Below are 26,407 nucleotides of genomic sequence, written 5' to 3'. Positions count from 1 at the left end.
GGCATACTGCTACGGTTGATGTTGAGGTGGCCGGCACGTCTTATGCTATTGATACCGGCTTCATTGTTTTTAACAATTGGACTTATCCGGTATTTAATAAGTTTATTGCAGACCTCGCGGTAGAAAAACTCGATACTGAAATGAGTTTTTCGGTTAAAAATTCGCAGCAGAATCTGGAGTACAACGGCAATACATTCGGCAGTCTTTTTGCCCAGAAACGTAATCTTTTTCGGCCCTCTTTCTGGCGTATGCTCCGTGATATTGTCCGCTTTAATAAGTTAGGTAAGCAATTGGTTGCTGAAGAACATCCTGATCTTGACTTAAAACTGGGTGAATTTTTACTTAAATATAAGTTTGGCAGCGGGATGCGCGATAACTATTTGTTACCAATGGGCGCGGCTATCTGGTCTGCGGGATTAACAGAGATGCCATCATTTCCAGTCAGGTTTTTTCTACGTTTTTTTAATAATCATGGTTTGCTAAATGTCACGGACAGGCCGCAGTGGGCAGTAATTAAGGGCGGCTCGAAACGTTATGTTAAGGCGCTGCTTACCAGGCTTGGTACTGACAAGCTGAAATTATCGCAACATATTCTCTCTGTTAGCCGCAATGAGCAGGGTGTTAGTCTGAAGTTTGCCAACGGCCAGCAGCAACAGTTCGATAAAGTAGTGTTTGCTTGTCATAGTGATCAGGCATTAGCGTTACTGGGCCAAGCCGCCACAATGGATGAACAGTCGATTCTTGGTGCTATTGCATATCAGAAAAATGAAGTGGTATTACACACCGACACGAGTTTATTGCCAAAACGGCGTGGTGCCTGGGCTTCGTGGAATTATAATTTAGATGCGCCAGAGCGTGACCGCGCAACCCTGACTTATAATATGAATATATTGCAGCGATTGGATGCCCCGGTTACCTTTTGCGTTACCCTTAATAATTCTGCCGCGATTGATAAAGATAAAATCCTCAGAACTTTTCATTACGCTCACCCGGTTTACAACATGATGACCATGGCGGCACAATTGCAGCGCAAGGTAATTAATGGCCAAAATCATAGTTATTTTTGCGGCGCATACTGGTATAACGGGTTCCACGAAGACGGTGCCAGAAGCGCGGTCGATGTTGCTGAAATGTTTGGAGTCAGTTATTAATGCAAGCGGGACATGCGGTGTATTGCGGTGTGGTCGGTCATAAACGTTTTGTTCCGAAACCTCACGGCTTCCATTACACTTATAATGCATATTGGCTTGATTGCGAGGCTTTATCGCCAGAAAGTCTGTCGCAGGTAGGTATCAGTTACGAGGCTTTCGGTGCTATCAGTTATCGGCGCCGTGACTACTTACCTGGTGATAATACACTATTCTATGCGGTACAAGAGAAGGTAAGTGAATTAGGTGGCGCAAAATCTGTTGCTAACGTTTACTTACTTACCCCACTGGCGAACTGGGGTTATTATTTTAGCCCGATTACGCTTTACTATTGTTACGACAGCGGTGGGGAATTTTGCTATTTGTTGGCAGAGGTAAGCAATACCCCCTGGAATGAGCGGCATTATTATTTGCAAACAATTGATAGCCAAAGTCGTGATCCTGGTTTTTATCAGCATGATAAGGCGTTTCATGTGTCGCCTTTTAATCCGATGGATATGCAATATCGTTGGCAAATACCTGCACCTGCCAGCGAGTTGTATTGTAGTATTACCAATATTAAAGCCGAGCAGGCAGTGTTCAGTGCCTGGATTAAGCTTAAGCGCGTTACGCTGAACCATGCCAACCGGCGTCGGATCCTGATCCGCCACCCTTGGCAAAACGTACAGGTGATGTGGCGCATATATTGGCAGGCATTAAAACTTTATGTTAAGCGGGTACCGCTGCATCAACATCCAAAATCCAGGGAAAAGTAGTTATGAGTCTATCGCTTACCGACCAGGCGGTTTTTACAAATTTGGGCTGGTTTGACCGACTGTGCCGAAAATTCACTTTATCTTTTTTAGGGCAGTTAAAGCAGGGAGACATTACCCTTATCGAAGGAGAGCAACGTTTTCAATTAGGAGAAGAGGGCAGTGATTTAAAAGTCACCCTTACCGTGCTTGATCCGGCGTTTTATCAGAAGTTAGTGTTAGCAGGCTCTGTAGGTGGTGGCGAGGCTTATATCCAGGGATATTGGCGCTGCGACAATCTGACCGCTTTAGTTCGTATTTTTGGACGAAACTTGCTGCTACTGGATAAAATGGATTCGACCTGGGCAAGACTAAGCCGTCCTTTTTTAAAAGCTCTTAACTGGCGCAATAGCAACTCCAAACAACAGGCAAAAAAGAATATTGCGGCGCACTATGATCTTGGCAATGAGATGTATCAACTGTTTTTGGACGACAGTATGATGTATTCCAGTGCTGTCTTTCCCTCTGAGATGGCGGATTTAGCCGACGCTCAACATCACAAATTGAAACAGATTTGTGACAAGCTGCAATTAAAACCGACTGACCATTTAATTGAAATTGGTACTGGTTGGGGAGGCATGGCAATTTATGCGGCCCAGAATTATGGTTGCAAAGTAACCACCACCACCATTTCAGCCGAACAACTGGCGTATGCCAAGGCAAAAGTAGCGGCACTTGGCTTGGAAGATAAAATAACCTTGTTGTTTGAGGATTATCGCGATTTATCCGGCCAGTACGATAAATTAGTGTCGATAGAAATGATTGAAGCGGTAGGTGACGATTATCTGGATGAATACTTTCAGAAATGTGCCAGTTTGCTTAAACCAGATGGCGTAATGGTATTACAGGCAATTACTATTGTTGATCAACGCTATAAGCAATATGTCCGGGAAGTCGATTTTATTAAGCGTTACGTATTTCCAGGGGGGTGTTTACCTTCTATTGGCCGAATGGCGAACGCAGTGAGCAGCAAAACAGATCTAGTGATCCGCCAGGTTCAGGATATCGGTTTTGATTACGCTAAAACTCTGAAGTTATGGTGTGATAACTTTATGCATCATAGGGATGCCGTGCATCAGTTAGGTTACGATGATAATTTTATCCGGCTGTGGCACTTTTACCTTTGTTATTGCGAGGGCGGTTTTAGGGAGCGAGCTACTAGTGCTGTGCACATGGTGCTATCTAAACCGGATAATCGTAGTAGCTGGTCATAAGTTAACGGTTACTGGTCAGTCTGCAATTTTTTCAGACTGACCGGTAAATTGTACGTTTTATTTTTCTTCAGATTAATCCTTTAAGTTGCAGCCTCCAATATAACCACCTATTTCAATATGATAACTTTGTTCGCTGATTGGTATAGCCATTGCAATAGTAATAGGGTTGATGTCGTAGAGTGAGATTACACAAGCCATCTGCGGCAAGGCGTTATTAATAATCTAAGGGAGTCCGAAGATGAATAGTGATATTGCAGAAGGTAAATGGCGTCAGATGAAAGGCTCTGTGCAACAGAAATGGGGCAAATTAACTGAAGATGACGTTGATCAGGTTGAAGGTAATTTTGAAAAGTTCTTGGGCAAAATGCAAGAGCGTTACGGTATGAGCCGGGAACAAGCCGAAAAAGAATTTAACAGATTGAAAGACTAACTTTATCGGTAAAGTATTTATTCGACAATATAGTGAAAAGGGGCCATAAGGCCCTTTTTTTATGCCTGCTATTGCTGTTAGGCTGCCATACCCGCCCCACGGCTTTGATCAGTGGCCGTTATCTTGCTTTTCATCATTGTTACTATTACTACTGCGCGTTACGGTAAAACGGGTTAAACCTATTAATCGACCCGATTCTGTCACAACTTGCACCTGCCACTTTCCGACAGGATAAGGCGGAAACACTAATTTATGACTCCAGGCACGATAGCCGGCTTCCCTGCCACCGGTTATATCCAGCACAATCCGATCGACTTCTTTGCCATTTAACAGCCAGACATGATGAATCTTTTCTCTTAAACCACGTGGAGCACTTACCGCGGTCCAGGCAAACAGACCCTGCTCTAACTCTGTGACATCAAGCTCGGTAATGTTGTTGCCTGCGCTGCGCTGTACGGTATTAACCTGATGCGATATGGTAATTTCAGACAGACGCATTCCGGCAGGAGGGATCCAGCTCCGTAATTGCCATAACACTAATGCCATCGAAGCAAGCACCGTTAGTAAAAGTGGCAAACGCCACCAGCGGGCAGGGGGTAGAATCCTGTCCAGGCTCGGTAAGCTGAAAATCATTGCAGCAATAATTGCTGCAATCAGACTTTGCTGGGTAGTCAGTTGCAGTAATAGAGGAAGGACTACCAGCATTACTACAAATAATGCCAAAGTATGAAATGCAACAAACAACGCATATCGAGTGGCGAGATGTTTGTAGTACAGAGGGTCGATAATTGATATTAACGCGCAAATCAGAAGTATGCTGGTAAATACCGCTTGGCCATGATCCCAGTTGGTTACGGCCAGAAAGAAAGGCAAGACAAAAAATAAACTTTCCTGATGAACTAACTGAGTTAGAAAACGCACCACTATTGGCGACATGCACCAGCCATACCGTCGTTTCAAGGTGGCTCTTAGCCAGTTATCGGCAACCAGTACCACCCAGCTCACCAGCATAAACGCAGCGATAAATTGGGCTACCGACTCTTTACGATCTATCAGGACGTAGCTGGCTATCCCAGAAACAAAAGCTAATACCGCCATCAAGCCGGCGTGGCGCTGAAACAACTCAAAAAGCCAGTTAAATGCTGGCTGTAATTTCGAAAGCGTGTTTTCTACAGTACGTTTAGCTGCCAACTAACATAATACCTGCATCTAAGATCACAATTTTTTTATCTTTATACAGCGCACCAATCGCTTGCTTGTATGCTTTTTTACTGACACCAAAGGCCTGATATATGAGTTCTGGTGAACTTTTGTCTGTTAACGTCAGCTTGCCGCCATTTTGCTCTAATTTTGTGAGTATTTTTGTAGTAAGCTCTAGCGCCTGTTTATAGGTGGTAGCAGTTAAGCGCAAATCAATTTTACCGTCATCCCGCACTTTCACGATATAAGCAGTTAACTCGTCTCCCCTGCGCAGCGGCTTAAATACTTCATTTTTATAGAGTACGCCCCAGTGACACTGCTCCACAACCACTTTATACCCTATATCGGTTTGCTCACTGATAATGATATTGACTTTATCGCCAATGTTGTAACGGGGTTCGGTTTTATGCAGATGGCGGTCTAATTTTGTAGACGCCACAATTCGGTTGCTGACATCGACATAACAATAAACCAGATACTTCTGGCCTTCTTTTAATGGGATCTGTTGCTCACTAAAAGGTACCAGCAAGTCTTTTTTCAGGCCCCAGTTTAAAAAAGCACCTACTTTTGTTACCGCAACGACGGGCAGCATGGCAACTTTACCAACCATTATTGCTGGTTTTTCTGTCGTTGCTATAAGTTGATCTTCTGAATCTAAATACAGAAAAACCTCTAGTTGCTGATCTATTTCCAAGCCAGCCGGGGCTACATTGTTGGGTAACAAAATTTCTCCCCAACTTAACCCGTCTAGGTAAAAACCAAATTTAACCTGCTTTTTAACGGTTAGCGTGTTCAGGGTGCCAAGTGCAATCATTAGTAATCCAAATTAAGTTGCTATGGGCGTATTGTAACTCCTTTTATTACCTGCTGCAGAGCTTATTTGAACGGCTTTGCACGATAAAACTAACTACAGATTAATAGTATAGTGCTTAAAAAATGTTAAGCATTTCTGCTCGGCTTTTTGCTGTTGCAGCCGTTGCCATAATTTCTCATGAAAAAAATAGGCTATGGTGTTGGCTGCGGGTTCAATGACTGCAACCAGGCCACCCAAAACCAAATCTCCGGTAATAACGTAAGTTACGGCAAAAGCAATTGTAAAGTGCATAATGGCAAAAGTTGCTGTTTTTAGCATAGCGTAAACTCCTGTAAGGTATGTCAGGATAATAGCGTGCCTACTTATTGTTTAAAGTGAAATAAAGCGTTATTGTTAATCGTAAATATAGATTATTAAGCAGTGGCATCGGATAATAATGACAGGCATGTTTCAACCACGTAATTAAGGTAGCATGATGGATTGTCGGCAATGGCTCGATATTAAGCAATATGAATTTTTACTGAATTGGTTTATGCGCAGACAGCGGGAAGTCGGTCTGGCTGACCTGCAAGAACCTTATTCGTATGATGGATACAGTCAGTATGATCAGTTGTGTCAGCAGTTGATCAAAGATGCACAGATCGCATTTCTTGAGCGCTTTAATGAACCCGTGCCGCCCATTGTCTATACCAATTTACTTCACTTGGCTGAATTAGAGCTGGCAGGTAAAAGACCTAAGATAAAAGCCCATAAAACCCTGCAGTAACCTGAGAACGGGCGACACATCGTTACTCTGCTGCGCTTTCCAGCCTTTTCAGGGCGTCCGTCAGCATTGGAATATCCAGTTTTTCGTTTAATGGCAGTAAGGTGCCTGCGGACCACACGCCGTAACTACCATCTTGGCGCAGTACCACCATTTTGTCTTTGCGAATACTGACAATATCCTGATTGCTGATACTGAGCTTAGGCAAGGTAGGGGTTTGCAGCAGATTGTCACCTAGCCAGCTTGTTTCACTATCACATCCGGCCCAGCTAAGTGATGTCGGCAGTAAATCAAGATGCTGAGAGCTTAAATGCGATAACTGTTCTTGCAACTGGGGCCAGCGGATCATTGCCGTAACCGGTGCTAACACAAAGGTAGGCTGTTTACTGGTAAGCGGCAGTAGCATGATATATTTATAGTGTTGATATTCTTGCCAATTAGCTTGTGGCGTGTCATCAAACACAATATTAACCAGTGCGTTATCTGCTTTCATAGCAGAATTTATCCAAGGCAACTGCGTGCTGATATATGACGATTTACTGTCAATATGCAAAGTGCCGGCTGGTAGCTGCTGAATAAATGCCGGAGAGTCGTTCAGTTGCTGCTGGCTGTCTTCTGCCAGTAAAAACTGGCCGTAAAGCAGGTGTAGAAGTGCTTCTGTGTTGTTGTTCGGCGCAAAGTGTTGCTGATGTAGACGTAATCCTTGCTGGCGCATAAACTCTATGGTTTGATGCGATACGTCGTTAGCGATGATTATCTTAATGGGTTCAGCCTGGGGTGCGGTACATTGTAACTGGCGCAAACTGAGCTCAGGGCTGGATATACTGAGCTTGTCTGCCTGACGCTGCGCTCTTTTTGCCAGATCAACCAGTTGATACCTTGCCAGAAAGCTTTTTGCTGTTGCCGGGTAAGAAAACGGTAAAACATTATCAAGCTTTGTCACGTCCCATTTTAGACGGGCGTCAGCATAAATATGGATCAGGTGGCTTAACATAAAGCTACCTATAAAAATCACCATTAATGGTCGGCTAATCTGGCTTTGTTTCAGCCTGGCAATTTTTTTCCAGCAGTAATTACTAATAGTCAGCTCAACAGCGATCAAAATTGCTGCCACGCAGCTGACAATAAGAATAAAGTTACGCAGGTTTGTGACAATTTGCTGCTGTAGCAACTCTATTGTCTGATGGTACGAGGTACTACCGATATGGTAACCAAGGTTGGCATAAACATAGGCATCGAAAATCAACACTACCATGCCAATAGTGGCTAGCAGGGCCGCCAAACCTCTCACGTGTTTTTGATAGGGGAAAACCAGTGATAGCGGAAACACCGTTATGATAAAAAACATGAAACAAAGAAAAGCAGTGTGACCCAGCCAATAGCAGATTAGGTATATCCAGCCCAGAAGGGTCGCTGGAGAAGGTTCAGATAACCAGTAAACACTGGTGACAGCTAACGCCAGTAAAACATTAAAAAAGCTAAACCAATGGCCCCAACTAAGCAGCCGGTTGACTTTTTTCACCAGAGATAAGTTTTGTTCAATAACCATTCGGGATTAATTGCTTTTTGAATTGATGGCGTCAGCTAACGCCTGGCTAAAATGGCTGGCGACGGCAGCACGCTGCGGCGCTGGTACACTGCTGTTGATGACATGACTAACGGCATTGCCCAAACACATCAGACTAAGTTCAGTGGTAGCATTATTGGCGTGAAAGGTATCCAGTAGCTGATTTACCAGATTTTCAATTTGTGCTGTGGAATACTTTGATACAATGGGCATGCGTCACTCAGATTATGATGATATTAAGACTAAAGAATAGTATCAGATTTCAGTTAAAACAGGAAAAATTATGTCCGTCGATGTACTGCATTTAGCTATTAATTATATTGACCTGTCAGCCAGTGGTGAACACAGTGCCCATTACCGCGGGCAATTGATCGGTGCAGACGGGTCAGTTTCAACCTTATTGGAGCAATTGCACCTGGCTTATAATGGCAAGCCTGCTAAAGGATATGCCAGCTTTACTGATGAAAAAGATCCGGCCGTACCGCAGGCGCTCGCCAGCTGGCAAAGCGGCGACACCAATTATCTTGGCTTTGCCAAAGCGATGACTGATTCATTGATTGGCCAACTAAGCAGCCACCAGTTGCCCGAAACCGGGTATTTATTGCTGGGACATTACCGTTATCTTGCCAGCGAGTTTCTCTTTGTCTGTTTGCTAGGTAGCAAGGATCACTTTGCCCTTACTGAACAATTGGATTTGTCAACTTCACGCCATCTTGATATCGCCAGAATGCAGTTGGCGGCGCGTTTAGATCTCACCGAATATAAAGTTAACGCCAAAGCGGGTAACTACATCAGTTTTATTCGTGGCCGTGCGGGCAGGAGAGTAGCTGACTTTTTTCTTGATTTTCTCGGTTGCGTAGAAGGCGCTGACGCACGGCAAAACAGCCAGAAAGTGTTGTCTTCTGTTGAAGAATATTTTGCTGCAGCTGAATTTGAGCAAGCTGAAAAAACCTCCGCTCGACGTCAAGTCTTTGATTATTGTGAAGAGCGGGCCAAGGCGGGGCAGGATGTGGTGCTGGCTGAGCTTTCAGCTGTGGTTGATCCAGAACAGGAGAATGGCTTTTTACACTATTGTGCCGAACAGCAACTTGAAGTCGCCGAGCAATTTCCGGTTGAAGTAAAAGAACTTAAAAAAATGGTAAAGTTTAACGGCGCTGGAGGTGGATTATCGTTGAGTTTTGATGAGAAACTCATCGGTGACAGGGTGCAGTATGATGTGGGTACTGACACCCTGATCATTAAAGGAACCCCACCAAATTTACGGGATCAGCTACAACGATTTATTCAGGGCTACTCGGCTTTTCAGCGTCAGACTGACGATGAATAGGATTTTCAGCAGCGCTATTTGACCTTGGTTGGGTTTCTTTAGCATCTTTTAAGCTTGGCATTTTCATTTTGGCAGAATGCTTAACCAGCATAATGTTGCCGATGATCATGCCAAAGCCAAATAGCAGCGCCCAGAATAGTGGCCAGTTCATTCGTTTTCCTCGCAAATATTGGTAACGTAGGTCTGATACAGTTGCGTTAAGTTAGCCAGCACACAATGTTGTTCTGCAATAGGATGCCGTTGCAGGCAAGCAGATAATGTCGCAATATTAAATGCCTGCAAATATGGCTTGGCAATGGGGGCGTAACTAAGATGCCATGGTTCCGCTGCCACGCCACCGCGATATTGGTGGTATGGCCGGAAAAAACCGAACTTAACTGCTTCAGTACTTAACCACTGGTTTAATTTGGTAAACGGGCCCTGCGCCTGATATTCGCTTGGCAATAGGCGGGGCTGATAGTCCGGTGCGACTGCGCCAGCATCATAGATATCCAGTTCTGTCCCCCAATGATGCCTGCTGGCACCGGGCAGGGCAGAGTACAATAAAATTGCCTGCAGTTTTGCCAGCCCGTTCAAGCTGGAGACAGGTACTTGCTGCTGTTGCAAATCATATGTCGGGCGCGCCCCATCACACTTTGCCTGCCAGATGGCTGCCTGGCGCTGAAAACTTCGAAATGCTGAAACAATTCGAATCTCCATACCGTTCGCTGCAGCCGCCTGGCAGAGCTTGTACCAGGCAGTTTGCATCTGGTTGTGGATAAGTGCACCATCTTCCAGCGCTATCAGGTGGGCCTCGGTGCAACCGGTTAATATAGCGCTGCTGGGGTGCTGGATGATCATGCCGACAGCTTTTGCTGAAGTTGTTGCAACAATGCCTGATAAATATCGGCGAGCACTGTCAGATCATGGATAGAAACACATTCATTTACTTTATGTATGGTGGCGTTGCAGGGGCCGAGCTCTACGACCTGGGCGCCTGTTGGTGCAATAAAGCGACCATCTGAGGTTCCACCTGTTGTTTCCAGTCGTGGGTTGAAGCCTTGTACCTGCTCAACGGCATTCACTACGGCTTCAACTAAACTGCCACTGTCGGTCAGAAAGGGTAAGCCATTTAACGTCCAGTCTAGTTTATAATTCAGTCCATACTTGTCCAGCATTGCATACACCCGTTGCTGCAGCTGCTCTGCAGTCACTTCTGTGCTGTAACGAAAATTAAACATGACTTTCAGCTCGCCGGGTACGATATTGGATGCGCCGGTGCCTGCACTAATGTTGGCAATCTGGAAACTCGTGGCAGGAAAGTAGCGATTACCGGCATCCCATTGTTCACTGGCCAACTCTGCCAACGCTGGCGCGGCTTTATGCACAGGGTTATCTGACAGGTGCGGGTAAGCTACATGACCCTGAATGCCTTGCACGGTCAGATGGCCAGTTAACGAGCCCCGCCGACCATTTTTGATCACATCAGCGAGCTTTTGACCACTGGATGGCTCTCCTACCAGGCACCAATCTATCTTTTCATTTCTGGCTTCGAGAGTTTCAATTACCCGTACCGTACCGTTAATAAAGGGGCCTTCCTCGTCACTAGTAATCAGATAAGCAATATTAAAGGCCGGGTTAGGGCAGTCGGCTAAAAACCGTTCGGTAGCAACAACCATCGCAGCGAGGCTGCCTTTCATATCTGCAGCGCCGCGGCCGAATAAATTATCGCCAATAATAGAAGGGGTAAAAGGAGGGGTATGCCATTGAGACAAAGGCCCGGTAGGCACGACATCGGTGTGCCCGGCAAAGCAAAATAGCGGCTTACCATAGCCATGCCTGGCCCACATATTTAACGTGTCTGCAAATTCCAGCATCTCAATGTCAAAGCCGACTGAGGCCAATCGTTTTGCCATTAGTGGCTGACACCCCGCATCTAAAGGAGTAACGGATTCTCGTGAAATTAAATCCATTGCCAGCGCAAGTACAGGGTTTTGTTGTGGATCAAGCCAGCTCATCTTAGTCTTCCAGCAGTTGTTGATAGGTTTCAGCACTAAAGCCTAGAATAAAGGTGTCGTTTCGTTGTAACAAGGGTCGCTTGATCATCGCGGGTTGTTGCAGCATCAGATCCAGCGCAAGTGATTCAGTCAGGTTATTCCGGCTCTCTGCTGGTAACGCCCGGTATGTGGTGCCGCGGGTGTTTAATAAGTTTTGCCACCCAAGTTGCTGGCTGAAAACAGCCAGTTGCTCTGCTGTCAGCCCGTCTTGGCGATAGTCTATGAATTGATAGTTCAGTTGATGCTGTTCCAGCCATTTTCTGGCTTTTTTAATGGTGTCGCAGTTTTTGATACCATACATTCTAATCATAAACAGGCTTCCGTTATCAGCAGTACATGTATTTCTAAAATAAATTATAAGCGTTTTGCCAGCTTTCAGGCAGTACTTATCTGCAGCAATACTATCGTAATAATAATTTATTTTCTGTAAATAGTTTCAGCTAAATGCCGAATTATGACAGGCTCTGACTTACTTGTTTAAGCCTAACATGTCAGAAAGATGACTTGATGATGAATTTTTTTCGAAACGTGGTTTTTTACTGGTAAAAATACTGACAGCTGCTGGTGTTTAAGCGTTTCCGCTATGAAACTTGTCCACAGCTTCTGTGGGTAAGATTGTTGGTAACACCGCTAATTCAATTTAACTTTCTGAAAAGTAACAATAAATTATTTGGCTTGGTATTTGCTTGATTCTTTCATGGTCAATTTTAATGCGATTTAAGTTAAAAAGAACAGTTGCCGTGATTTAACGATGCGTTTTATCAGTTATGCCATTTGGTTGACGATAAACGGATATAGATGCACTGATACAATTGTGTCTGCGCAACGTAATGTAATTATGCTAAAGTAAAAGTTGGCCGTGGTATTGGTGAGAGGCTTTGATGATGAAATTAATTACGTTATTGCAGGATGGGCGTCATTACAGTCAGGCATGGCCTGTAAAACCTGAGCTTAATGCCTTGTTCCCGGAAAATAAGATTATTCAACTTACCCGTCTTGGCTTGCGTTTTTTACCTGGTCTTGCGGTGTTGACAGCATTTTTCCAGTTAACCTTTCTTGGTAGTGATTTTACCGGTCAGATTTTAGCGATGATGCTATTTATTTTATCCCTGCCGTTACAAGGCTGGTATTGGCTTGGGGTTCGCTCTTCAACACAATTACCACCGGCGCTGGTAAGCTGGTGTCGGCAAATTCGTTTGCAGATGCAAGAACAAGGTATGAAACCCCATACTGCCAGCGAGCCTCGGAATTACTTAGATTTGGCCAATACACTGGCTGCAGCATATAAACAACTGGATAAGACATTTATGCGGCCTTGGCTGTAGGCCGCATCTACACTTAATGCTGTTAGTCGTTTAAGTCAAAGACAGACCATACTGGTGCATGGTCTGATGGCCTTTCAATTCCCCGTAACTCATAGTCAATACCAGACTCAGTGCAACGCTCAGCCAGTGGCAAGGTGGCCATAACGACATCTATGCGCAGCCCCCTGTTATCGTTAAAGCCTTTTGATCGATAATCAAACCAACTGAACTGGCTAATTTCGTCCGGATAAAGCTGGCGGTAGGTATCAATTAAGCCCCAGTCTTTAAGCCGCTGCAGCCAGGCACGCTCTTCTGGCAAAAATGACGTTTTACCCTCTCTTAACCAGCGTTTAGCATTGGCCTCGCCGATACCTATGTCAGAATCAACGGGGGAAATATTGATATCACCGATGACTGACAGATAATCATCTGGACGATGGTGTTGCTCTATATAGTGCTGCAAGTCCGCATAAAATTTTTCTTTTGCAGGGAATTTTGTAGGATGACTGCGGTTTTCGCCCTGGGGAAAGTAACCATTAAGAACCGTAAGCGTTTTACCATTTTCCAGCAAATATTGGCCAATCAACATCCTACGCTGAGCATCTTCTGCATCACCGGGAAAACCATATTGCATCTCGGTGGCAGCTTGTTTACTTAAAATAGCTACGCCATAATGGCCTTTCTGACCGAAATGGTAAACGTGGTAGCCCATTGCCATCACCTGCGTCATTGGAAATTCGTCGTCGTGGACTTTGATTTCCTGCAAACCAATAATATCGGGCTGATGTTTGTCAATCAGCGCCTGCAATTGATGAAGTCTTGCGCGGATGCCATTAATATTAAAAGAGATTATTTTCATGTTTCACTACATGCCTCAACCTGGAACAAGTTTGCATCATAGCATGCGAAGCGGTCAGACGGTAAGTCAGGCTGAACCAGGACATCGCTGACAATGCTGGCTGATTATAAAATTGTTTACAGTCGTCGTCGGACCCTGGCTATTGTTATTCGTCATGGTCAGGTGACGGTAAGGGCGCCGGTGGGATGCAGTAGCAAACGCATTGAACACCTGATAATGACAAAACAGCCTTGGATTCAGCGTCATGTTTTACAGCAGCAGGCTAAGTCTCCTGCATTAAACTGGCAACAACGGGGAGAGGTACTATTTAAGGGAAACGTAGTAGAGGTAGTATGCGTCAGAGCATCAAAAAGTGACGTAGCTGTTGACGGACAAAAGATAATAATAGCAGTTAGCAACCGAGTCAGCGGTCCTCATCTTATGGCATGGCAAAATCAAATTTTTGCAAAGTGGTTAAAAGCACAGGCCAGGATGGTATTTGAGCACCGTTTGTCCTCGTGGGCTCAGGCTATGGACATTTCGTTTCATGAATTAAAGCTGGGGCAGTGGCAACGTCGCTGGGGTTATTGTGACAGCAATGGGGTAGTAGGTCTGAATTGGCGCCTTATTATGGCACCGGAATGGGTTTACGACTATGTCATGGTTCATGAACTGGCACATCGTAAAGTTATGGATCACTCGGTAGAGTTCTGGCGCATTGTCAGCCGTTATGTCCCAGATTACCCGCAGGCACAAGCCTGGTTGAGTTTTTATCAGCAGCAATTAGTCGTATAACGGTCAATATAGTTTGTCGCTTGACCAAAAAAAAGCGCCGGTATAATACCGGCGATAAACTAAGGACAACTCAATTTCAGGGAGAGAAGTAAACACAACATTACAACTAATAACTGTGACTCGCTAATTTCTAAAAAATTCCAAAAATATTATTTTTTTCTCTTTTTTGCATTTTTACGCTGATGTGGTTTACTCTTCCCGTCAAATTTAGCCAGGCAAACCTTGCTGTCGATGTGCAGCATTGCAGTTGTTCAGGCCAGAATATCAATAATGGAAGTCACCATGGTCAATCGATTACGTTTATTGCAACTGAGTAAATTGCTTGATGTTACCCGATTAAGTGATGTTGATGATACTCAGCAAATGGCGGAATGGTTAGCGAACTTACCGACCTTGCCGGTTGCTGTTGCTGCATATTGTGTCTACCCGGCGTATTTATCCCAGGTAAGCCGTTTTATTTCAGAGTCTGAGCAACCAACAGGTTTAGCCTCTGTAGTGAATTTCCCTGATGGTAATGCACCGCTAGATAGTGTTTGCCTGCAGATCAGCGAAGCGCTGGCCGCCGGCGCCACTGAAATTGATTGCGTTATCCCATATCAAGCGCTAATGAACGGTGAGCACCAGTACGTTAGTACATTTTTAAGCGGTGTACGCCGCGCATGTGGTGCAAACTGTCTGAAGGTGATTATTGAATCTGGTGAGCTTATCACTGCACAACAAGTTGCTAAAGCGACCGAGATGGCTATCGATGCAGGTGCTGATTTTATTAAATCGTCAACCGGCAAAGTGACCGTGGGAATTACCGAGGAAGCGGCGCGGATCATGCTAACAATAATTGCCGCGGCGAACCGCCCCGTAGGTTTTAAAGCCTCAGGAGGAGTTCGAACTGTTAGCCAGGCATTGCAATTAATTGATCTCTATGAGCAATTAACGGGAGTCACAGCAACCAGTGCAACGATGCGCATTGGGGCCAGTGCCCTGATAGCTGAGTTAGCAGACCAGCTGGCGGCGTGCTAATAGGCTTATCCGCTTTTTGCATTAGCGTATTAACGGCGCTTTTCCTGTTTTAACTTTGAAAATTGACTTAGCAGTTCCTCATAGCGTTTACGGTGATGTTCAGGTAATGGCATATTGTCGACGATTCTAAACGCTTTTTTACAGCGCTCCAGCATACTGCTACCTGGCGCTTTACTTTGGTTTTTAAGCAATTGTAAGCTGGTCTGAATAACGTTCAGAGCGCAGCCAGTATTCATCGGTGCCAACTCCAATGCTTGCTCAAACAAAGCAAGTGCAGCCAGATGCTGGCCGTCTTTATATTGGCGGATGCCGTCTTTGTTTAATTGCGCAAAATATTGTTGTTGCGACTGGTTTTGTCGCAGTTGCTCTGATAACAAACGCCGCAACACCGGATCGTTGCGCTGGCCTTCGTCAATAAGCGTTGCCAGCCGATCTGCTTGTTCAAATTCGCCAATCTGATTAAGTAGCAGCACGGTATCAGGTATTACTTGCTGCTGTGTTTCAGCAAGTTGCGCAACCGCAGCGTAAGTTTTCTTTGCCTGAAACTGTTGCCCACTTACTGAGTCAAGTCTGGCTTGGCATAAAACTTCAAAAAGATCGAAGTCAGTTTCCCTGATCAAGCTGTCATCACGTCGCGCCCGCTGCAATGCAATTGCTACTTCCTGAGAATAGCGATTGCGTTGCTGTGGTTCGTCGCTAAGGGTTGCCGCAGCGATAATACTTCGAATGTAATTGAGTAAATGACTTACATCCTGGCGAATAGAGCGACGGGTTATTTCATAAAGTTGTTTGCTGGCCAGTACTTTAGCCGTGGTATCTTCTAGCGCGTGAGCGATATCCATATATAAATACTGACGTTGCATAGAGTAGGGGGCAATGTCTGTGGCCGCCTGAATGCAAATAAATGCTTGTTCAGGATCATTTTCAGCCAGATAACTACGAGCTTTAATATCATAAGCTTCTGCGAACAAGCGGTTCTCTTCCAGTGCTTCATCACACAACGTTTGACTTTCATTAAAGCGTTGTTGCTCAAAACACAACCTGGCCATCAGTAACAGCGCCCAGCCATTGCGTCTGAGTTCAAGACAGCTGCTTAAAACCTGCTCCGCTTCACTATATCGTTTTAACGCTAATAAATTCTCCGCAAGTACACGTTTGCAGAATTGCTGATAGCGACCAGCTTCCGCTATTTCCTGTTGACACAGTGCGATAACCTGATTGAAGTCATTGTCATATAGAGCCTGAAATAAGCCTGCAAGATGCTCTTTCTTGTGTTGGATCCTAATTATCCTGCTTCGCAAAACACTTTGCGAAAAGGGTTTTACCAGATAATCATCAGGTTCAAGCTCAACGGCACTAACCACCACTGGCACTGAGCTTTCTCCGGTGATTAGCATAAATATACTATGGGGTTTAAGGAGCTTTTTCTCTCGCAGATCTTCAAGCAATTGTTTGCCGTTTTTTCCGATACCTAAATGGTAATCAACGAATAGGATATCGAAATCGATATTGCTACATTTAGCCAGAGCCTGCTCACCGGTTGGTGCAAACGCAACGTTGGTTGCGCCCATCGAATAAAGCACACCTTTAAACATTAACTGAAACGCGCGCTGGTCATCAACAATCAGTACCCGTTGATTTTCCAAATTCTTGTATTGCATTAGCACCTTACACCATAGCCTGAATACGCTAAGTGTCGGAAATATAGTGCACTTTGGCAAGTTAATTAGCAGTGTTGTATGTGGTTAAAAATGGAGCGATGGATAAAACAGCAGTAAATGGTGGAGGGGGAAGGATTCGAACCTTCGAAGGCAGTGCCGGCAGATTTACAGTCTGATCCCTTTGGCCACTCGGGAACCCCTCCACGAGTGCGCGCATCTTATCAAACTGTCTTTTGATGTAAAGCGTTTTACTTAACTTTTTTGGTCAACTGCCGATAAACCAAACAACCATTGTTAAGTAAGCTGCTATGAAAACTATTATAAACGAATGGCAACTCGATTGCAGACTGAACAAAGCCCTTAATCAGCACCACAGAGCAGACTTTTCGTTGTGGCTGGCATTTTTGTCGCCGGCAATTGATGAAATGGCTGAGTTTCATACGCCTACCCTTGAGCCTGCTATCACAAAAGCTGATTTGTATGCCAAATTATCTCTGATAAGAGCCAGGGACTTTGCCTGGCAAGAGGATGACTTGGCCAAATTAACCCGTCAGAGCGAAGCGCTAAGTTCAGGTAGCGTTAGTCAGCTTAAATTGCAGCAATATTTAACAGAGGGACCATTGGTTTTAGTGGATGATAATAAGAAGTTGGCATCTGAACTTATCCAAAATTTAGATGCTCACAGCAAACGCCGGCGCGACGGTAGTAAAATGGCACGATCTGAAGCTGATCCAACGGCATTGTATGACATTTTGCAGGAATTACAGCAAAACACGGCGGCGTAATTGCAAGACATGCCTAGCTTTGCCCAACCGCAGCGTTGCCTGACATGATATGTAACGCACATTGTTTAAACTTCTTACCACTACCGCATGGGCATTTATCGTTACGCCCTATCGTTGTGGTGGCAGAAGCGAAGATATCGCCGTCAACGTAGTACCATTGATCTTCCAATACAAATCGAGATTGCTCTGTCAGTGTTTCCAGTTTGTTATCATGAATATAGCTGGCAACAAAACTGACATGGCCGTTAGCTGCAGCATTGCTATTATCTATGTCTGAGCTACTGGTAATAGTTAAATCAACAAAATGCGCTGCATTGGCAAATTCTGCAATTTGTGATGTTGAATTAGCTATGCGCTGGTCCGGATGATAAGTGGCATAAAGATAATCAATATTTTTGTGGCAATATGCACTGTAGCGTGAGCGCATTAACGCGACACAATTTTTAGCCTTAACCTTCCCGTCTAGCAATGGCTGGCAGCAATCGCTGAAAAGCTTCCCGGAGCAACAATAGCAGAACACAAATACCTCTAACCCAGACTTATGCCTTAGAACTGGCATTATAACGTAAGTTAAGGCATACCTGCAGTACCCTTAATGAGCCTGTGTTGCGCTGGGAGTAAACTGATATAACCATCGTTGCTGACTGGCTGCGCATTGACTAAGTTGTTGCGTCATTTGTGCAGATGTCGTCTGAGTAAAACTCACCACTACTCTGCAACTGGAGGTTTGTAATAACTGATGTAAAATTGTTGCGTGGTTTTTAATCGCTTTAGCATGAATAACCATTATTTTATCTACCGGTAGCTGTAAGTATGCCGCCAGCGCTTTTGACGGCAGATTGGGTGGCGCAACTAACACAATCCATCCTGTTTCGTGGCGATGACGCTGCAATACCTTAATTAGCAGTTGCTCAGAACTGGCTGCAGACTCTGTACTAAGCTGTTGATAAAAAGGCGTGGCAGCAGCGACTGTGGTTGTTAAACGTTGTAAGCGCCCGGTAGCACGTGGCGCTGATAGTGCAGGGGCATCCGGGTTAAAGTGAGTAGAAGAGGGTATTGGCAACATAGTATTCTCCAGCTGTGTTTATGTACAGTGTATGGATATACAGTAGTTGCTGTTTAAAATAAAGGCAAGTACTTTTTGCCAATAATCTTTCGGGTTATAAATAGGTGAGATTCATTCCTGTTGCTTATTTATTACTGGCTGGACCATTTAACAAGCAATTTAGGCTAGAATGGTCGGCTTAAGTTAAGAAAAGTGAGTGCCTGATTGATGTTGTTAGACGATTTTGTCAGCCGTTCTGCTAACGGTTTTAGTTTCAGCCGGCAGCAGTCTTGTCGTTTTGCCAAGCAAATTGCCACCGATTTTAATCCTATTCATGACGTGGATGCCAAACGCTTTTGTGTACCTGGTGATCTGCTGTTTGCCTATTTATTGAGTCACTACGGATTGGCAAAAGAACTGAGTTGTACCTTTGCCGGCATGGTCAGCGCAGATGTGTTGTTGCACTGCGAGCAACATGATAATGAATTACGAATTTGTGATGAGCAAGGCAAAGTCTATCTTGAGCTGCAGCAACAAGGTGAGACGAGTCACGATTTAGCCGTGATTGAACCTCTGATCCGTGATTATGTGCGATTTTCCGGACAAAATTTCCCGCATATTTTACAGCCATTAATGGAACAGCATAATGTGATGATCCATCCGGGCCGACCGTTGGTGATATATGAGAGTATGGCATTGTCTTTTGACACTTTGCCTACTGCTGCTGTTGAACTTAGCCTGGCGGCATCGTCCCTTCAGGTGGAAGGAAAGCGTGGCAACGTGTTGCTAGAATTTGTGCTGACAGAAAATGGTCAGCAAATTGGCGGCGGTAAGAAACGAATGATCCTCAGTAATTTGCAACCTTATGACGCAACGCAAATGCAACTGATGATTGCCGAGTATAACCGGCGTAAAAATCTGGTTAAGGCATAACCTTAAGCTGCTTTTAAAGCTCTGGTAAAATCAGCTATAGTGGCAGCCTGCTGTCGTTAAAGGCTTTTTATGTCACAGGCTAGTCGCTTACAAGCTGGTTTTCTGGTGGTTCACGCCAACGCACCTGAGCAATTACGTGCAGTGGTAGTGAATTGGTTGCAACGTTATCCACTGTCACCGCTGGAATCAGAGCAAATTCTGGTGCAGAGCAATGGTATTGCCCAATGGCTGAAACTGGCATTGGCTAATGAACCTGATTCCTCTGAGCCGGGTTGTGGAATTGCGGCCGCTATAGAGGTGCAATTACCCGCTAGGTTTATCTGGCAACTTTACCGCAAAGTGCTCGGCGCTGACCAAATAAGTGAGCACTCAGCCTACAGCCGTGAATTACTGCGTTGGCATTTACTGAGCTTGCTGCCACAACTGCCTGATAACCCGTGTTTTGATCCGTTAAAGCATTTTTATGCTGATGACCCATCCTTAGTTAAAACGTATCAACTGGCTGAGCAACTGGCAGCGCTATATGATCAATATCAGGTGTATCGGGCGGACTGGCTAAACCTGTGGCAACAACAACAGGATGTAATAGTCAATGCACGTGGTGAGCATAGTACGTTGCAAGAGGAGCAACGTTGGCAAAGTGAGTTATGGCGCTTATTGCATGCGCGAATTAGTGAGCAGCAGCTCGGAGACAGCCGTGCAGAAATTCATCAGCGCTTTATTGATAAACTGGCCGGTATGTCACAATCCGAAGCCATTAGGTTGTTGCCCAGACGCTTAGTTATATTTGGTATTTCAGCCATGCCGCAGCAAAGTTTGCAGGTACTGGCCGCGATAGCGCCTTTTTGTCAGGTGTTGCTGGCAGTTCACAACCCCTGCCAACACTATTGGGCTGACATTATCAGTGAGAAAGAGTTGTTGCGGGCAGTACATCATCGTCAACAATACAAAGCAGGGATGCCACAACATATTGACGAAGAACAACTCTATGTTCATGCCCAGCCGCTATTGGCGTCCTGGGGTCGTCAGGGCCGGGATTATATCAGATTGCTGGATGAATTTGATGACACGGCAAGGTTCAAAAACCTGTTTTTAAATCAGCGAATTGATTTATTTCAGCCACCACAGAGCCAGCATTTACTGGGAATGCTGCAACACGATATCTACGATTTACGGCCCATCCATGAAAGCCAGCAGCACTGGCCACCCATTCAGCCAACAGACCAGTCTGTGCAGTTTCATATAGCGCATAGTGCGATGCGTGAAGTTGAAGTGTTGCACGATCAACTGTTAGCGGCGTTTGAGCAGGATCATAGTCTTCGCCCTCGCGATATTATGGTAATGGTTCCTGATATCGCCAGCTATGCGCCGCTGATCCAGGCGGTATTTGCGTCGGTAAAACCCGAGGACCCGCGCTATATACCCTTTACCATTGCCGACTTGCCCCCAGGTTCAGAGCAGCCCATGTTCAAGGCTGTTGAACAATTAATGGCACTGGCACAAAGCCGGTTTCAATTAAGTGACATTTTGGACTTGCTTGAGGTGCCTGCCATACGTCAAAGGTTTTCGATAGAAGAAGCCGCAATTCCTATGTTACACCAATGGCTGCATGCTGCGGGCGCGCGTTGGGGGTTGGATTCCGCGCAGCGACACAGTCTTGATTTGCCTGCCGACTTACACCAGTTTAGCTGGCAGTTCGCCATCGATAGAATGTTGCTTGGTTTTGCTACAGGCCCGATATCTGCTGCAGAGCAGGGTGGTTCAGGCTGGCATGGCATTGAGCCATTTACGGATATCAGCGGCTTAGATGCCGCGCTAATTGGCCCTCTTAATCAACTGCTGGTAAAGCTGAAGCACTACTGGCAACTGTTGCAGCAAACGCACGAGGCGCAGCAATGGCAAGACATCATTAATAATTTGTTGCAGGATTTTTTATTACCACAACATACCGATGAACAGGCTTTACTGGCGCAACTGTATGACGCGCTGGATGAGTGGCATAGCCATTGTCAGCAAGCCGAGCTGACATCATTGCTACCCGCGCCAATCGTTGCTGATAGTTGGCTGGCGTTGGTGGCTCAGCCGGGAGTGCAGCAACGGTTTTTATCCGGCGGAATAACCTTTGCTACCTTGTTGCCAATGCGGGCAATACCGTTTCGGCATATTTGTTTGCTGGGAATGAATGATGGTGCCTTCCCAAGGCAACAACCCCGGCAGGACTTTGATTTAATGCGCACCGATATGCGTCCGGGAGATCGTTCCAGACGCGAGGATGATCGTTATTTGCTGTTGGAGGCTTTGTTATCTGCCCGTGACAGACTTTATATCAGCTGGATTGGTCGCAGTATTCATGATAACAGCGAACGGGCGCCATCAATGTTAATTGGTCAGCTACGTGATCATCTGGCAGCGTGCTGGCAGTTGCAACAGACGGGAACCGACCCAGAGCCTTTGCTTTCAGTACTGACCACAGCGCACCCGTTACAACCCTTTAGCTCGCGTTATTTTGAGTCATCAGCATCGCGATTGTTCAGCTATCAACAAGAATGGCTGGCAAAATCTTTACCTGCTGTTTCATCAGGGCAACTAAGTCCCTGGCAACCAGCCGAAGCCATCAGCTTGCGCCAGCTCAGTGACTTTGTACGCGACCCGGTAAAAAGTTTTTTTAATCAACGGTTATCGATTTGGTTTGGCCAGCCTGAAGTAATAGCTGACAATGATGAAGCCTTTGCGTTGGATGGGCTAAGCCGCTGGCAATTGCAACAGCAACTGCTTGTAGAGGCACAGCGCGCTTTGGCAGACGGGCAGCCCCTAGAGAACGCGGTAAGCGATTGTTTAGCGCAAATGCAACGTCGGGGCGCGCTTGGCTTTGGCGCAGCAGTAAAGGTACACGCAACACAATTGGCTGAGCCTGTACTGGCTCTCGCCGGGCGGCTGGAACAATGGCAACAAGCGTATCCGATGGTACTCAAACCCCGGGCCGTGCAGTTACAACACCAGGGGCTTCAGTTACAGGACTGGCTCAGCCAGTTAAGACAAAATAGCAGCGGCGAGCAGTGTCAGTTGTTGTTAAGTGGCAGCACAATCATAAAAGATCGTAAATATCAGTGGCGTCATCTGGCACTCCCCTGGCTAAGTCATTTACTGGCCAATAGTCTGCACCCGTGTCAGAGCATCTTACTAAGCCAGGCCGGTGAATTACAGTTCACCGCGTTGGATGCGGCATCGGCTAGTGAGCAATTAACTCTGTTACTCGGTTATTATTTGCAAGCTCATCAGGCTCCGTGGCCACTGGAGTTAGAATGCGCCATGCTATATCTGCATCAATGCGATAACGATAAATACAGTTCTGAGCAAATTTTGCAGCAGTGCGAAAAGCGCTATCAGGGGGATAGTTATAACGCTGGAATCGTTCAGCAGAACCTTTATCTGCAGCGTCTGTTTCCGCACTTTCGCCAACTGACCGACAGTGGCGACTTTTTCCGACTTGCCGAACTGCTGTACCGGCCCTTATACAGTGCAGTGTATCAGGCCGATAGTGCCGGGGGCGCAGAATGACTCAGCCAAAATCACTCTCGTTACTGACGTTGCCACTTCGCGGCAACCGATTAATTGAAGCCAGCGCCGGCACCGGTAAAACCTTTACTATTGCCGCTTTATATTTGCGCCTGGTGTTAGGCCATGGTGGACAACATGCGTTTGAGCGCTCGCTTACGCCGCCGGAAATTCTGGTTGTGACCTTTACCGAAGCGGCGACCCAGGAGTTGCGTGACCGGATCCGGTTACGCCTAACCGAGGCGGCGCAGGCTTTTCGGCAGGGGCAAAGCCAAGATGGCGTGTTAGCCGCCTTGCTGGCAGAGTATGCTGAAACTGATTTTGCGTCTTGTGCCAGACGCCTGGAGTTAGCAGCGCAGTGGATGGATGAAGCCGCCATTTCGACCATCCATAGCTGGTGTAACCGGATGTTGTCAGAACACGCTTTTGCTAGCGGTAGTTTGTTCAGTCAGCAATTAAGTACCGACCTCAGTGCCTTAAAACTGCAGGCCGCGCGGGACTACTGGCGAACCTTTTTCTATGATTTGGCAGAAGAGGCGCTGACAGTCTGCCTTAGTTACTGGCAGACGCCTGAGCAGTTATGGCAAAGCGTGGCCAGCCTTACCGGCCATTACCTGGCAAACCCGATAGATAATATTGGTTACGCGAAACCGAGAGAGGCCATTGCTCAATGCCTGGCTGAACGTAACGAGCAGCTAACACAGCTGACCCGGCAATGGCAGCGATGGCTGCCAGAGATGGCTGACATATTGCATCAGGCCATTGCCGAAAAAGCAGTTAATGGCCGGCAACTACAGCAACGTTATCTGGATAACTGGTTGCAAAAGCTGCAGAGCTGGCTGCAAAGCCCGGACGCTAACCTTGATTTGGGCACAGGCTGGCATCGATTGTCTCCAGATGGAATAGCAGAGTGCTGGAAACAGGGTACGCCGCCCGACCATCCGGCTTTTGCTGGTATTATCCAGTTGCACGATGCGTTACAACACCTGGCGGAACCACGTCAGGCTCTGATGCAACATGCTGCCAGCTGGCTTGCAGAGCGGATACAGACAGAGTTAAAGCAGCAGGCGCTGATGGGCTTTGACGATATGTTGCTGCGGTTACATCAGGCGCTGCACGGCCCCCAAGGAGCCGAATTAGCCGAACTTATCCGGCGTCAGTATCCGGTCGCGTTAATTGACGAATTTCAGGATACCGATCCTATTCAGTATCAGATTTTCTCTACCTTATACCCTGATTGCCGCAGCCAGGAAGGAACGGAGAAGGATAAACATTATGCACTGCTACTGATAGGTGATCCAAAACAGGCGATTTATGCGTTTCGTGGTGCAGATATTTATACTTATCTGCATGCTAAACAGGCAACGGCCGGCCGGCATTATACCCTGGACACCAATTTCCGCTCAGACGCTCAGCTGGTCAGCGCAGTAAATTATATTTTTGCAAAGGCTGAACAGCGGGCCGGTGGGGCATTTTTGTTTCGCCAGGACCATGGGTGTGATGATATCAAAAACGATCCGTTACCATTTCAAGCGGTTAAAGCGAAAGGTACCTCACATCAGTTGCTGATAGCTGAGCAACCTGCAGCAGCTCTCACTGCCTGGTTGCCAGATAATGAAACGGAGAAAGTGCTAAGTCGTCAGAGTTATCTTGAACGTTATGCCAGTGGCTGTGCCAGCTATATTGCCTCAATATTACAACAGGCGGTAAGTGGTATAACGTATTTTAGGGCAAGCAATGGTGATACCCATCCACTTAAACCCTCTGACATTGCCATATTGGTTAACAACCAGCATGAAGCGTTGGCTATCAGGCGTCAACTGGCCTTGCGGCAGGTCCGCAGCGTCTATCTGTCAGATCGCGAGTCGGTATTCAGTTCCTCAGTGGCCACTGATTTACAACTGATCTTAAATGCCTGTGCTGAACCGGAAAAAGACAGCTTGCTGCGCTCCGCTATTGGCTGTCGCCTTATCGGTCTTAGTCTGCGCGAGCTGGATCAGTTACAACAAAATGAGTTGCAGTGGGAGCAGCTATGTCTGCAGTTTAAAACATATCAACAGCAGTGGCGTCGTTTTGGGGTATTGCCAATGCTGCGCAGTTTGTTATTTGATTTTTCGATCCCAGCCCGGCTACGGGCCAGCCAAGACGATGGCGAGCGGGCCCTGACGGATTTATTACATCTGGCAGAACTATTGCAACAGGCTGCCCAGCAACTGGACGGCGAGCAGGCGCTACTGCGCTTTTTAGCGGAGCACATTGCTGAGCAGACAAGCGGCGATAGCGAACAACAAAAAGTCAGGTTAGAAAGTGATGCTGAGCTGGTGCAGGTGGTAACGATTCACAAATCTAAAGGCCTGGAATACCCCCTGGTATTTTTACCCTTCATTTGCGCGGCAAGGCCGGTAAACAACCGCCAGCTGCCTCTGACTTATCGTGATGAGAAAGGTGTTCTCTGTTTCAGTTATCAGCCGGATCAGCAGGCACTGGCGGCTGCTGAGCAGGAGCGACTGGCAGAAGATATTCGTAAATGCTACGTTGCCTTAACCCGGGCAAAATATGCCTGTTGGTTGGGCTTGGCACCTCTTGCCGAACAAAGCGCGATCAGTTATTTGCTGGCGATAACGATCAATATGCCTCAAGAATTTGTGGCGCAAGTTACATCGGCCTGGGCAGCTTCTCCTGCCATTGCACTGACAACTTTGCCCCCGGTCAGTGCTGTATGTTATCAGCCAGCACAACAACAAGACCTGACGGCAGTCGCCCGGACTATACATCATCAATTCCGGGAATTATGGTGGGTTGCCAGTTACAGCGCACTCACCCGGCAATTGGGCGACAACAGTATTCTTGCGCAAGCAGGGCCAGAGCGGGCCAGTGATAAATTGCTGCCTGAGCTATACAGCGAGCTCCCAATTGAGCCGTCATCAGCTGAAAATGAAGATCCGGCTATTCAGTATCAGTTTGTTGCAGGGCCTCAGGCGGGTACTTTTTTACACGGTATTTTAGAGTGGATGGGCTTGCAGGGCTTTGCTTATATCAGCCAGCATCCTGAGTTGTTAGCGGCAGAATTAGCGAGACGTTGTCAGCTGCGGGGCTGGCAAGCACATTGTGATGGGTTGCACCAGTGGTTAGTGCAGTTATTGCATAGTCGCTTTAGTCTGTCAGAACCGGTAAATGACACAGC

26 protein-coding genes and 1 tRNA gene are annotated in these 26,407 nt (G+C 46.3%); 13 read left to right on the top strand and 14 right to left on the bottom strand.

Going from position 1 to position 26,407, the window contains the following annotated elements; genetic code table 11:
* The 4 genes from ABY802_RS09565 to ABY802_RS09550 all read left to right on the top strand — a co-directional run.
* The coding region (locus ABY802_RS09565) for an NAD(P)/FAD-dependent oxidoreductase (protein WP_372626807.1) at nucleotides 1-1,151 on the top strand (1,151 nt) is incomplete at its 5' end.
* Nucleotides 1,151-1,903 (top strand): DUF1365 domain-containing protein, encoded by a 753-nt coding sequence (locus ABY802_RS09560; protein WP_372626806.1) that lies wholly within the window; start codon nucleotides 1,151-1,153, stop codon nucleotides 1,901-1,903. The genes ABY802_RS09565 and ABY802_RS09560, both read left to right, overlap by 1 nt.
* A 2-nt stretch (nucleotides 1,904-1,905) precedes the next feature.
* Nucleotides 1,906-3,153, top strand: coding sequence for a class I SAM-dependent methyltransferase (locus ABY802_RS09555; RefSeq protein ID WP_372626805.1), 1,248 nt, complete (start codon nucleotides 1,906-1,908; stop codon nucleotides 3,151-3,153).
* 238 nt (nucleotides 3,154-3,391) lie between these two features.
* Nucleotides 3,392-3,583, top strand: a complete 192-nt coding sequence (locus tag ABY802_RS09550; RefSeq protein WP_372626804.1) for a CsbD family protein — start codon at nucleotides 3,392-3,394, stop codon at nucleotides 3,581-3,583.
* 108 nt (nucleotides 3,584-3,691) lie between these two features.
* On the opposite strand, the gene ABY802_RS09545 is transcribed toward ABY802_RS09550, so the two are convergent.
* The 3 genes from ABY802_RS09545 to ABY802_RS09535 all read right to left on the bottom strand — a co-directional run bounded on the left by ABY802_RS09545 (nucleotide 3,692) and on the right by ABY802_RS09535 (nucleotide 5,915).
* Entirely contained in the window at nucleotides 3,692-4,774 is a 1,083-nt protein-coding gene (locus tag ABY802_RS09545) for a DUF5924 family protein (RefSeq protein ID WP_372626803.1), read from the bottom strand.
* Nucleotides 4,764-5,597 carry a S1 RNA-binding domain-containing protein gene (locus ABY802_RS09540; RefSeq protein WP_372626802.1) on the bottom strand — a complete coding sequence of 278 codons (834 nt, stop codon included), beginning with the start codon at nucleotides 5,595-5,597 and terminating at the stop codon, nucleotides 4,764-4,766. The genes ABY802_RS09545 and ABY802_RS09540 overlap by 11 nt, the downstream gene beginning before the upstream one ends.
* 93 nt (nucleotides 5,598-5,690) lie before the next feature.
* Nucleotides 5,691-5,915, bottom strand: coding sequence for a DUF2061 domain-containing protein (locus ABY802_RS09535; RefSeq protein WP_372626801.1), 225 nt, complete (start codon nucleotides 5,913-5,915; stop codon nucleotides 5,691-5,693).
* Between the two features lie 154 nt (nucleotides 5,916-6,069).
* Here ABY802_RS09535 and ABY802_RS09530 point away from each other — a divergent pair, with 154 nt between their 5' ends.
* Complete coding sequence (locus tag ABY802_RS09530; protein WP_372626800.1) at nucleotides 6,070-6,363, top strand: hypothetical protein; 294 nt, start codon at nucleotides 6,070-6,072, stop codon at nucleotides 6,361-6,363.
* A 22-nt stretch (nucleotides 6,364-6,385) separates the two neighbouring features.
* On the opposite strand, the gene ABY802_RS09525 is transcribed toward ABY802_RS09530, so the two are convergent.
* Together ABY802_RS09525 and ABY802_RS09520 are read right to left on the bottom strand one after the other, a co-directional pair.
* Complete coding sequence (locus tag ABY802_RS09525; RefSeq protein WP_372626799.1) at nucleotides 6,386-7,909, bottom strand: DUF3413 domain-containing protein; 1,524 nt, start codon at nucleotides 7,907-7,909, stop codon at nucleotides 6,386-6,388.
* Nucleotides 7,910-7,915: 6 nt separating this feature from the next.
* A complete protein-coding gene (locus ABY802_RS09520; protein ID WP_290616080.1) occupies nucleotides 7,916-8,140 on the bottom strand; it encodes a DUF1414 domain-containing protein in 225 nt (74 codons plus the stop codon).
* Between the two features lie 70 nt (nucleotides 8,141-8,210).
* Here ABY802_RS09520 and yejK point away from each other — a divergent pair, with 70 nt between their 5' ends.
* Complete coding sequence (gene yejK, locus ABY802_RS09515; RefSeq protein WP_372626798.1) at nucleotides 8,211-9,254, top strand: nucleoid-associated protein YejK; 1,044 nt, start codon at nucleotides 8,211-8,213, stop codon at nucleotides 9,252-9,254.
* Here the strand turns inward: yejK and ABY802_RS09510 are convergent.
* Genes ABY802_RS09510 through ABY802_RS09495 form a run of 4 tightly spaced genes read right to left on the bottom strand, consistent with a single transcriptional unit; the run spans nucleotide 9,208 to nucleotide 11,600 of the window.
* Nucleotides 9,208-9,405, bottom strand: coding sequence for a DUF2897 family protein (locus ABY802_RS09510; protein WP_372626797.1), 198 nt, complete (start codon nucleotides 9,403-9,405; stop codon nucleotides 9,208-9,210). The two genes, yejK and ABY802_RS09510, sit on opposite strands and share 47 nt — an antisense overlap.
* On the bottom strand, nucleotides 9,402-10,094 hold the full coding sequence (locus ABY802_RS09505; protein WP_372626796.1) for a M15 family metallopeptidase: 693 nt from the start codon (nucleotides 10,092-10,094) through the stop codon (nucleotides 9,402-9,404). Before ABY802_RS09505 ends, ABY802_RS09510 begins: the two co-directional genes overlap by 4 nt.
* Entirely contained in the window at nucleotides 10,091-11,251 is a 1,161-nt protein-coding gene (gene dapE, locus ABY802_RS09500) for a succinyl-diaminopimelate desuccinylase (RefSeq protein WP_372626795.1), read from the bottom strand. Before dapE ends, ABY802_RS09505 begins: the two co-directional genes overlap by 4 nt.
* 1 nt (nucleotide 11,252) lies before the next feature.
* Nucleotides 11,253-11,600, bottom strand: coding sequence for an ArsC family reductase (locus ABY802_RS09495; RefSeq protein WP_372626794.1), 348 nt, complete (start codon nucleotides 11,598-11,600; stop codon nucleotides 11,253-11,255).
* A 571-nt stretch (nucleotides 11,601-12,171) separates the two neighbouring features.
* Here ABY802_RS09495 and yfbV point away from each other — a divergent pair.
* Nucleotides 12,172-12,615, top strand: coding sequence for a terminus macrodomain insulation protein YfbV (yfbV, locus tag ABY802_RS09490; protein ID WP_372626793.1), 444 nt, complete (start codon nucleotides 12,172-12,174; stop codon nucleotides 12,613-12,615).
* 22 nt (nucleotides 12,616-12,637) lie between these two features.
* On the opposite strand, the gene xthA is transcribed toward yfbV, so the two are convergent.
* The gene (gene xthA, locus ABY802_RS09485; RefSeq protein WP_372626792.1) at nucleotides 12,638-13,453 is read right to left on the bottom strand and encodes an exodeoxyribonuclease III; all 816 of its coding nucleotides are present in this window, start codon (nucleotides 13,451-13,453) and stop codon (nucleotides 12,638-12,640) included.
* 93 nt (nucleotides 13,454-13,546) lie between these two features.
* Here xthA and ABY802_RS09480 point away from each other — a divergent pair, with 93 nt between their 5' ends.
* The gene (locus ABY802_RS09480; RefSeq protein ID WP_372626791.1) at nucleotides 13,547-14,227 is read left to right on the top strand and encodes a M48 family metallopeptidase; all 681 of its coding nucleotides are present in this window, start codon (nucleotides 13,547-13,549) and stop codon (nucleotides 14,225-14,227) included.
* A gap of 282 nt (nucleotides 14,228-14,509) precedes the next feature.
* Nucleotides 14,510-15,244, top strand: a complete 735-nt coding sequence (gene deoC, locus ABY802_RS09475) for a deoxyribose-phosphate aldolase (RefSeq protein WP_372626790.1) — start codon at nucleotides 14,510-14,512, stop codon at nucleotides 15,242-15,244.
* 29 nt (nucleotides 15,245-15,273) lie between these two features.
* Here the strand turns inward: deoC and ABY802_RS09470 are convergent, their stop codons facing one another.
* Nucleotides 15,274-16,905 carry a response regulator gene (locus ABY802_RS09470; protein ID WP_372626789.1) on the bottom strand — a complete coding sequence of 544 codons (1,632 nt, stop codon included), beginning with the start codon at nucleotides 16,903-16,905 and terminating at the stop codon, nucleotides 15,274-15,276.
* A gap of 118 nt (nucleotides 16,906-17,023) precedes the next feature.
* A tRNA-Tyr gene (locus tag ABY802_RS09465) sits at nucleotides 17,024-17,108 on the bottom strand.
* Between the two features lie 105 nt (nucleotides 17,109-17,213).
* Between ABY802_RS09465 and ABY802_RS09460 the strand changes: the two genes are divergently transcribed.
* Complete coding sequence (locus ABY802_RS09460; RefSeq protein ID WP_372626788.1) at nucleotides 17,214-17,690, top strand: VC2046/SO_2500 family protein; 477 nt, start codon at nucleotides 17,214-17,216, stop codon at nucleotides 17,688-17,690.
* 13 nt (nucleotides 17,691-17,703) lie between these two features.
* On the opposite strand, the gene ABY802_RS09455 is transcribed toward ABY802_RS09460, so the two are convergent.
* Together ABY802_RS09455 and ABY802_RS09450 are read right to left on the bottom strand one after the other, a co-directional pair.
* Nucleotides 17,704-18,117, bottom strand: coding sequence for a YchJ family protein (locus ABY802_RS09455; RefSeq protein ID WP_372626787.1), 414 nt, complete (start codon nucleotides 18,115-18,117; stop codon nucleotides 17,704-17,706).
* A 165-nt stretch (nucleotides 18,118-18,282) separates the two neighbouring features.
* Nucleotides 18,283-18,756 (bottom strand): hypothetical protein, encoded by a 474-nt coding sequence (locus ABY802_RS09450; RefSeq protein ID WP_372626786.1) that lies wholly within the window; start codon nucleotides 18,754-18,756, stop codon nucleotides 18,283-18,285.
* Nucleotides 18,757-18,963: 207 nt separating this feature from the next.
* Here ABY802_RS09450 and ABY802_RS09445 point away from each other — a divergent pair, with 207 nt between their 5' ends.
* The 3 genes from ABY802_RS09445 to recB form a co-directional block, all read left to right on the top strand.
* Nucleotides 18,964-19,668 (top strand): DUF3581 family protein, encoded by a 705-nt coding sequence (locus ABY802_RS09445; RefSeq protein WP_372626785.1) that lies wholly within the window; start codon nucleotides 18,964-18,966, stop codon nucleotides 19,666-19,668.
* A 69-nt stretch (nucleotides 19,669-19,737) separates the two neighbouring features.
* The gene (recC, locus tag ABY802_RS09440) at nucleotides 19,738-23,226 is read left to right on the top strand and encodes an exodeoxyribonuclease V subunit gamma (protein ID WP_372626784.1); all 3,489 of its coding nucleotides are present in this window, start codon (nucleotides 19,738-19,740) and stop codon (nucleotides 23,224-23,226) included.
* Nucleotides 23,223-26,407: exodeoxyribonuclease V subunit beta (gene recB, locus ABY802_RS09435; protein ID WP_372626783.1), on the top strand; the 3,185-nt coding region annotated here is incomplete at its 3' end. The genes recC and recB, both read left to right, overlap by 4 nt.

This window comes from Arsukibacterium sp. (assembly GCF_041616895.1).
Lineage (GTDB): Bacteria > Pseudomonadota > Gammaproteobacteria > Enterobacterales > Alteromonadaceae > Alishewanella.
The sequence above is the reverse complement of the archived record's forward strand: the minus strand, read 5'-3'. Positions and strand labels throughout refer to the sequence as shown.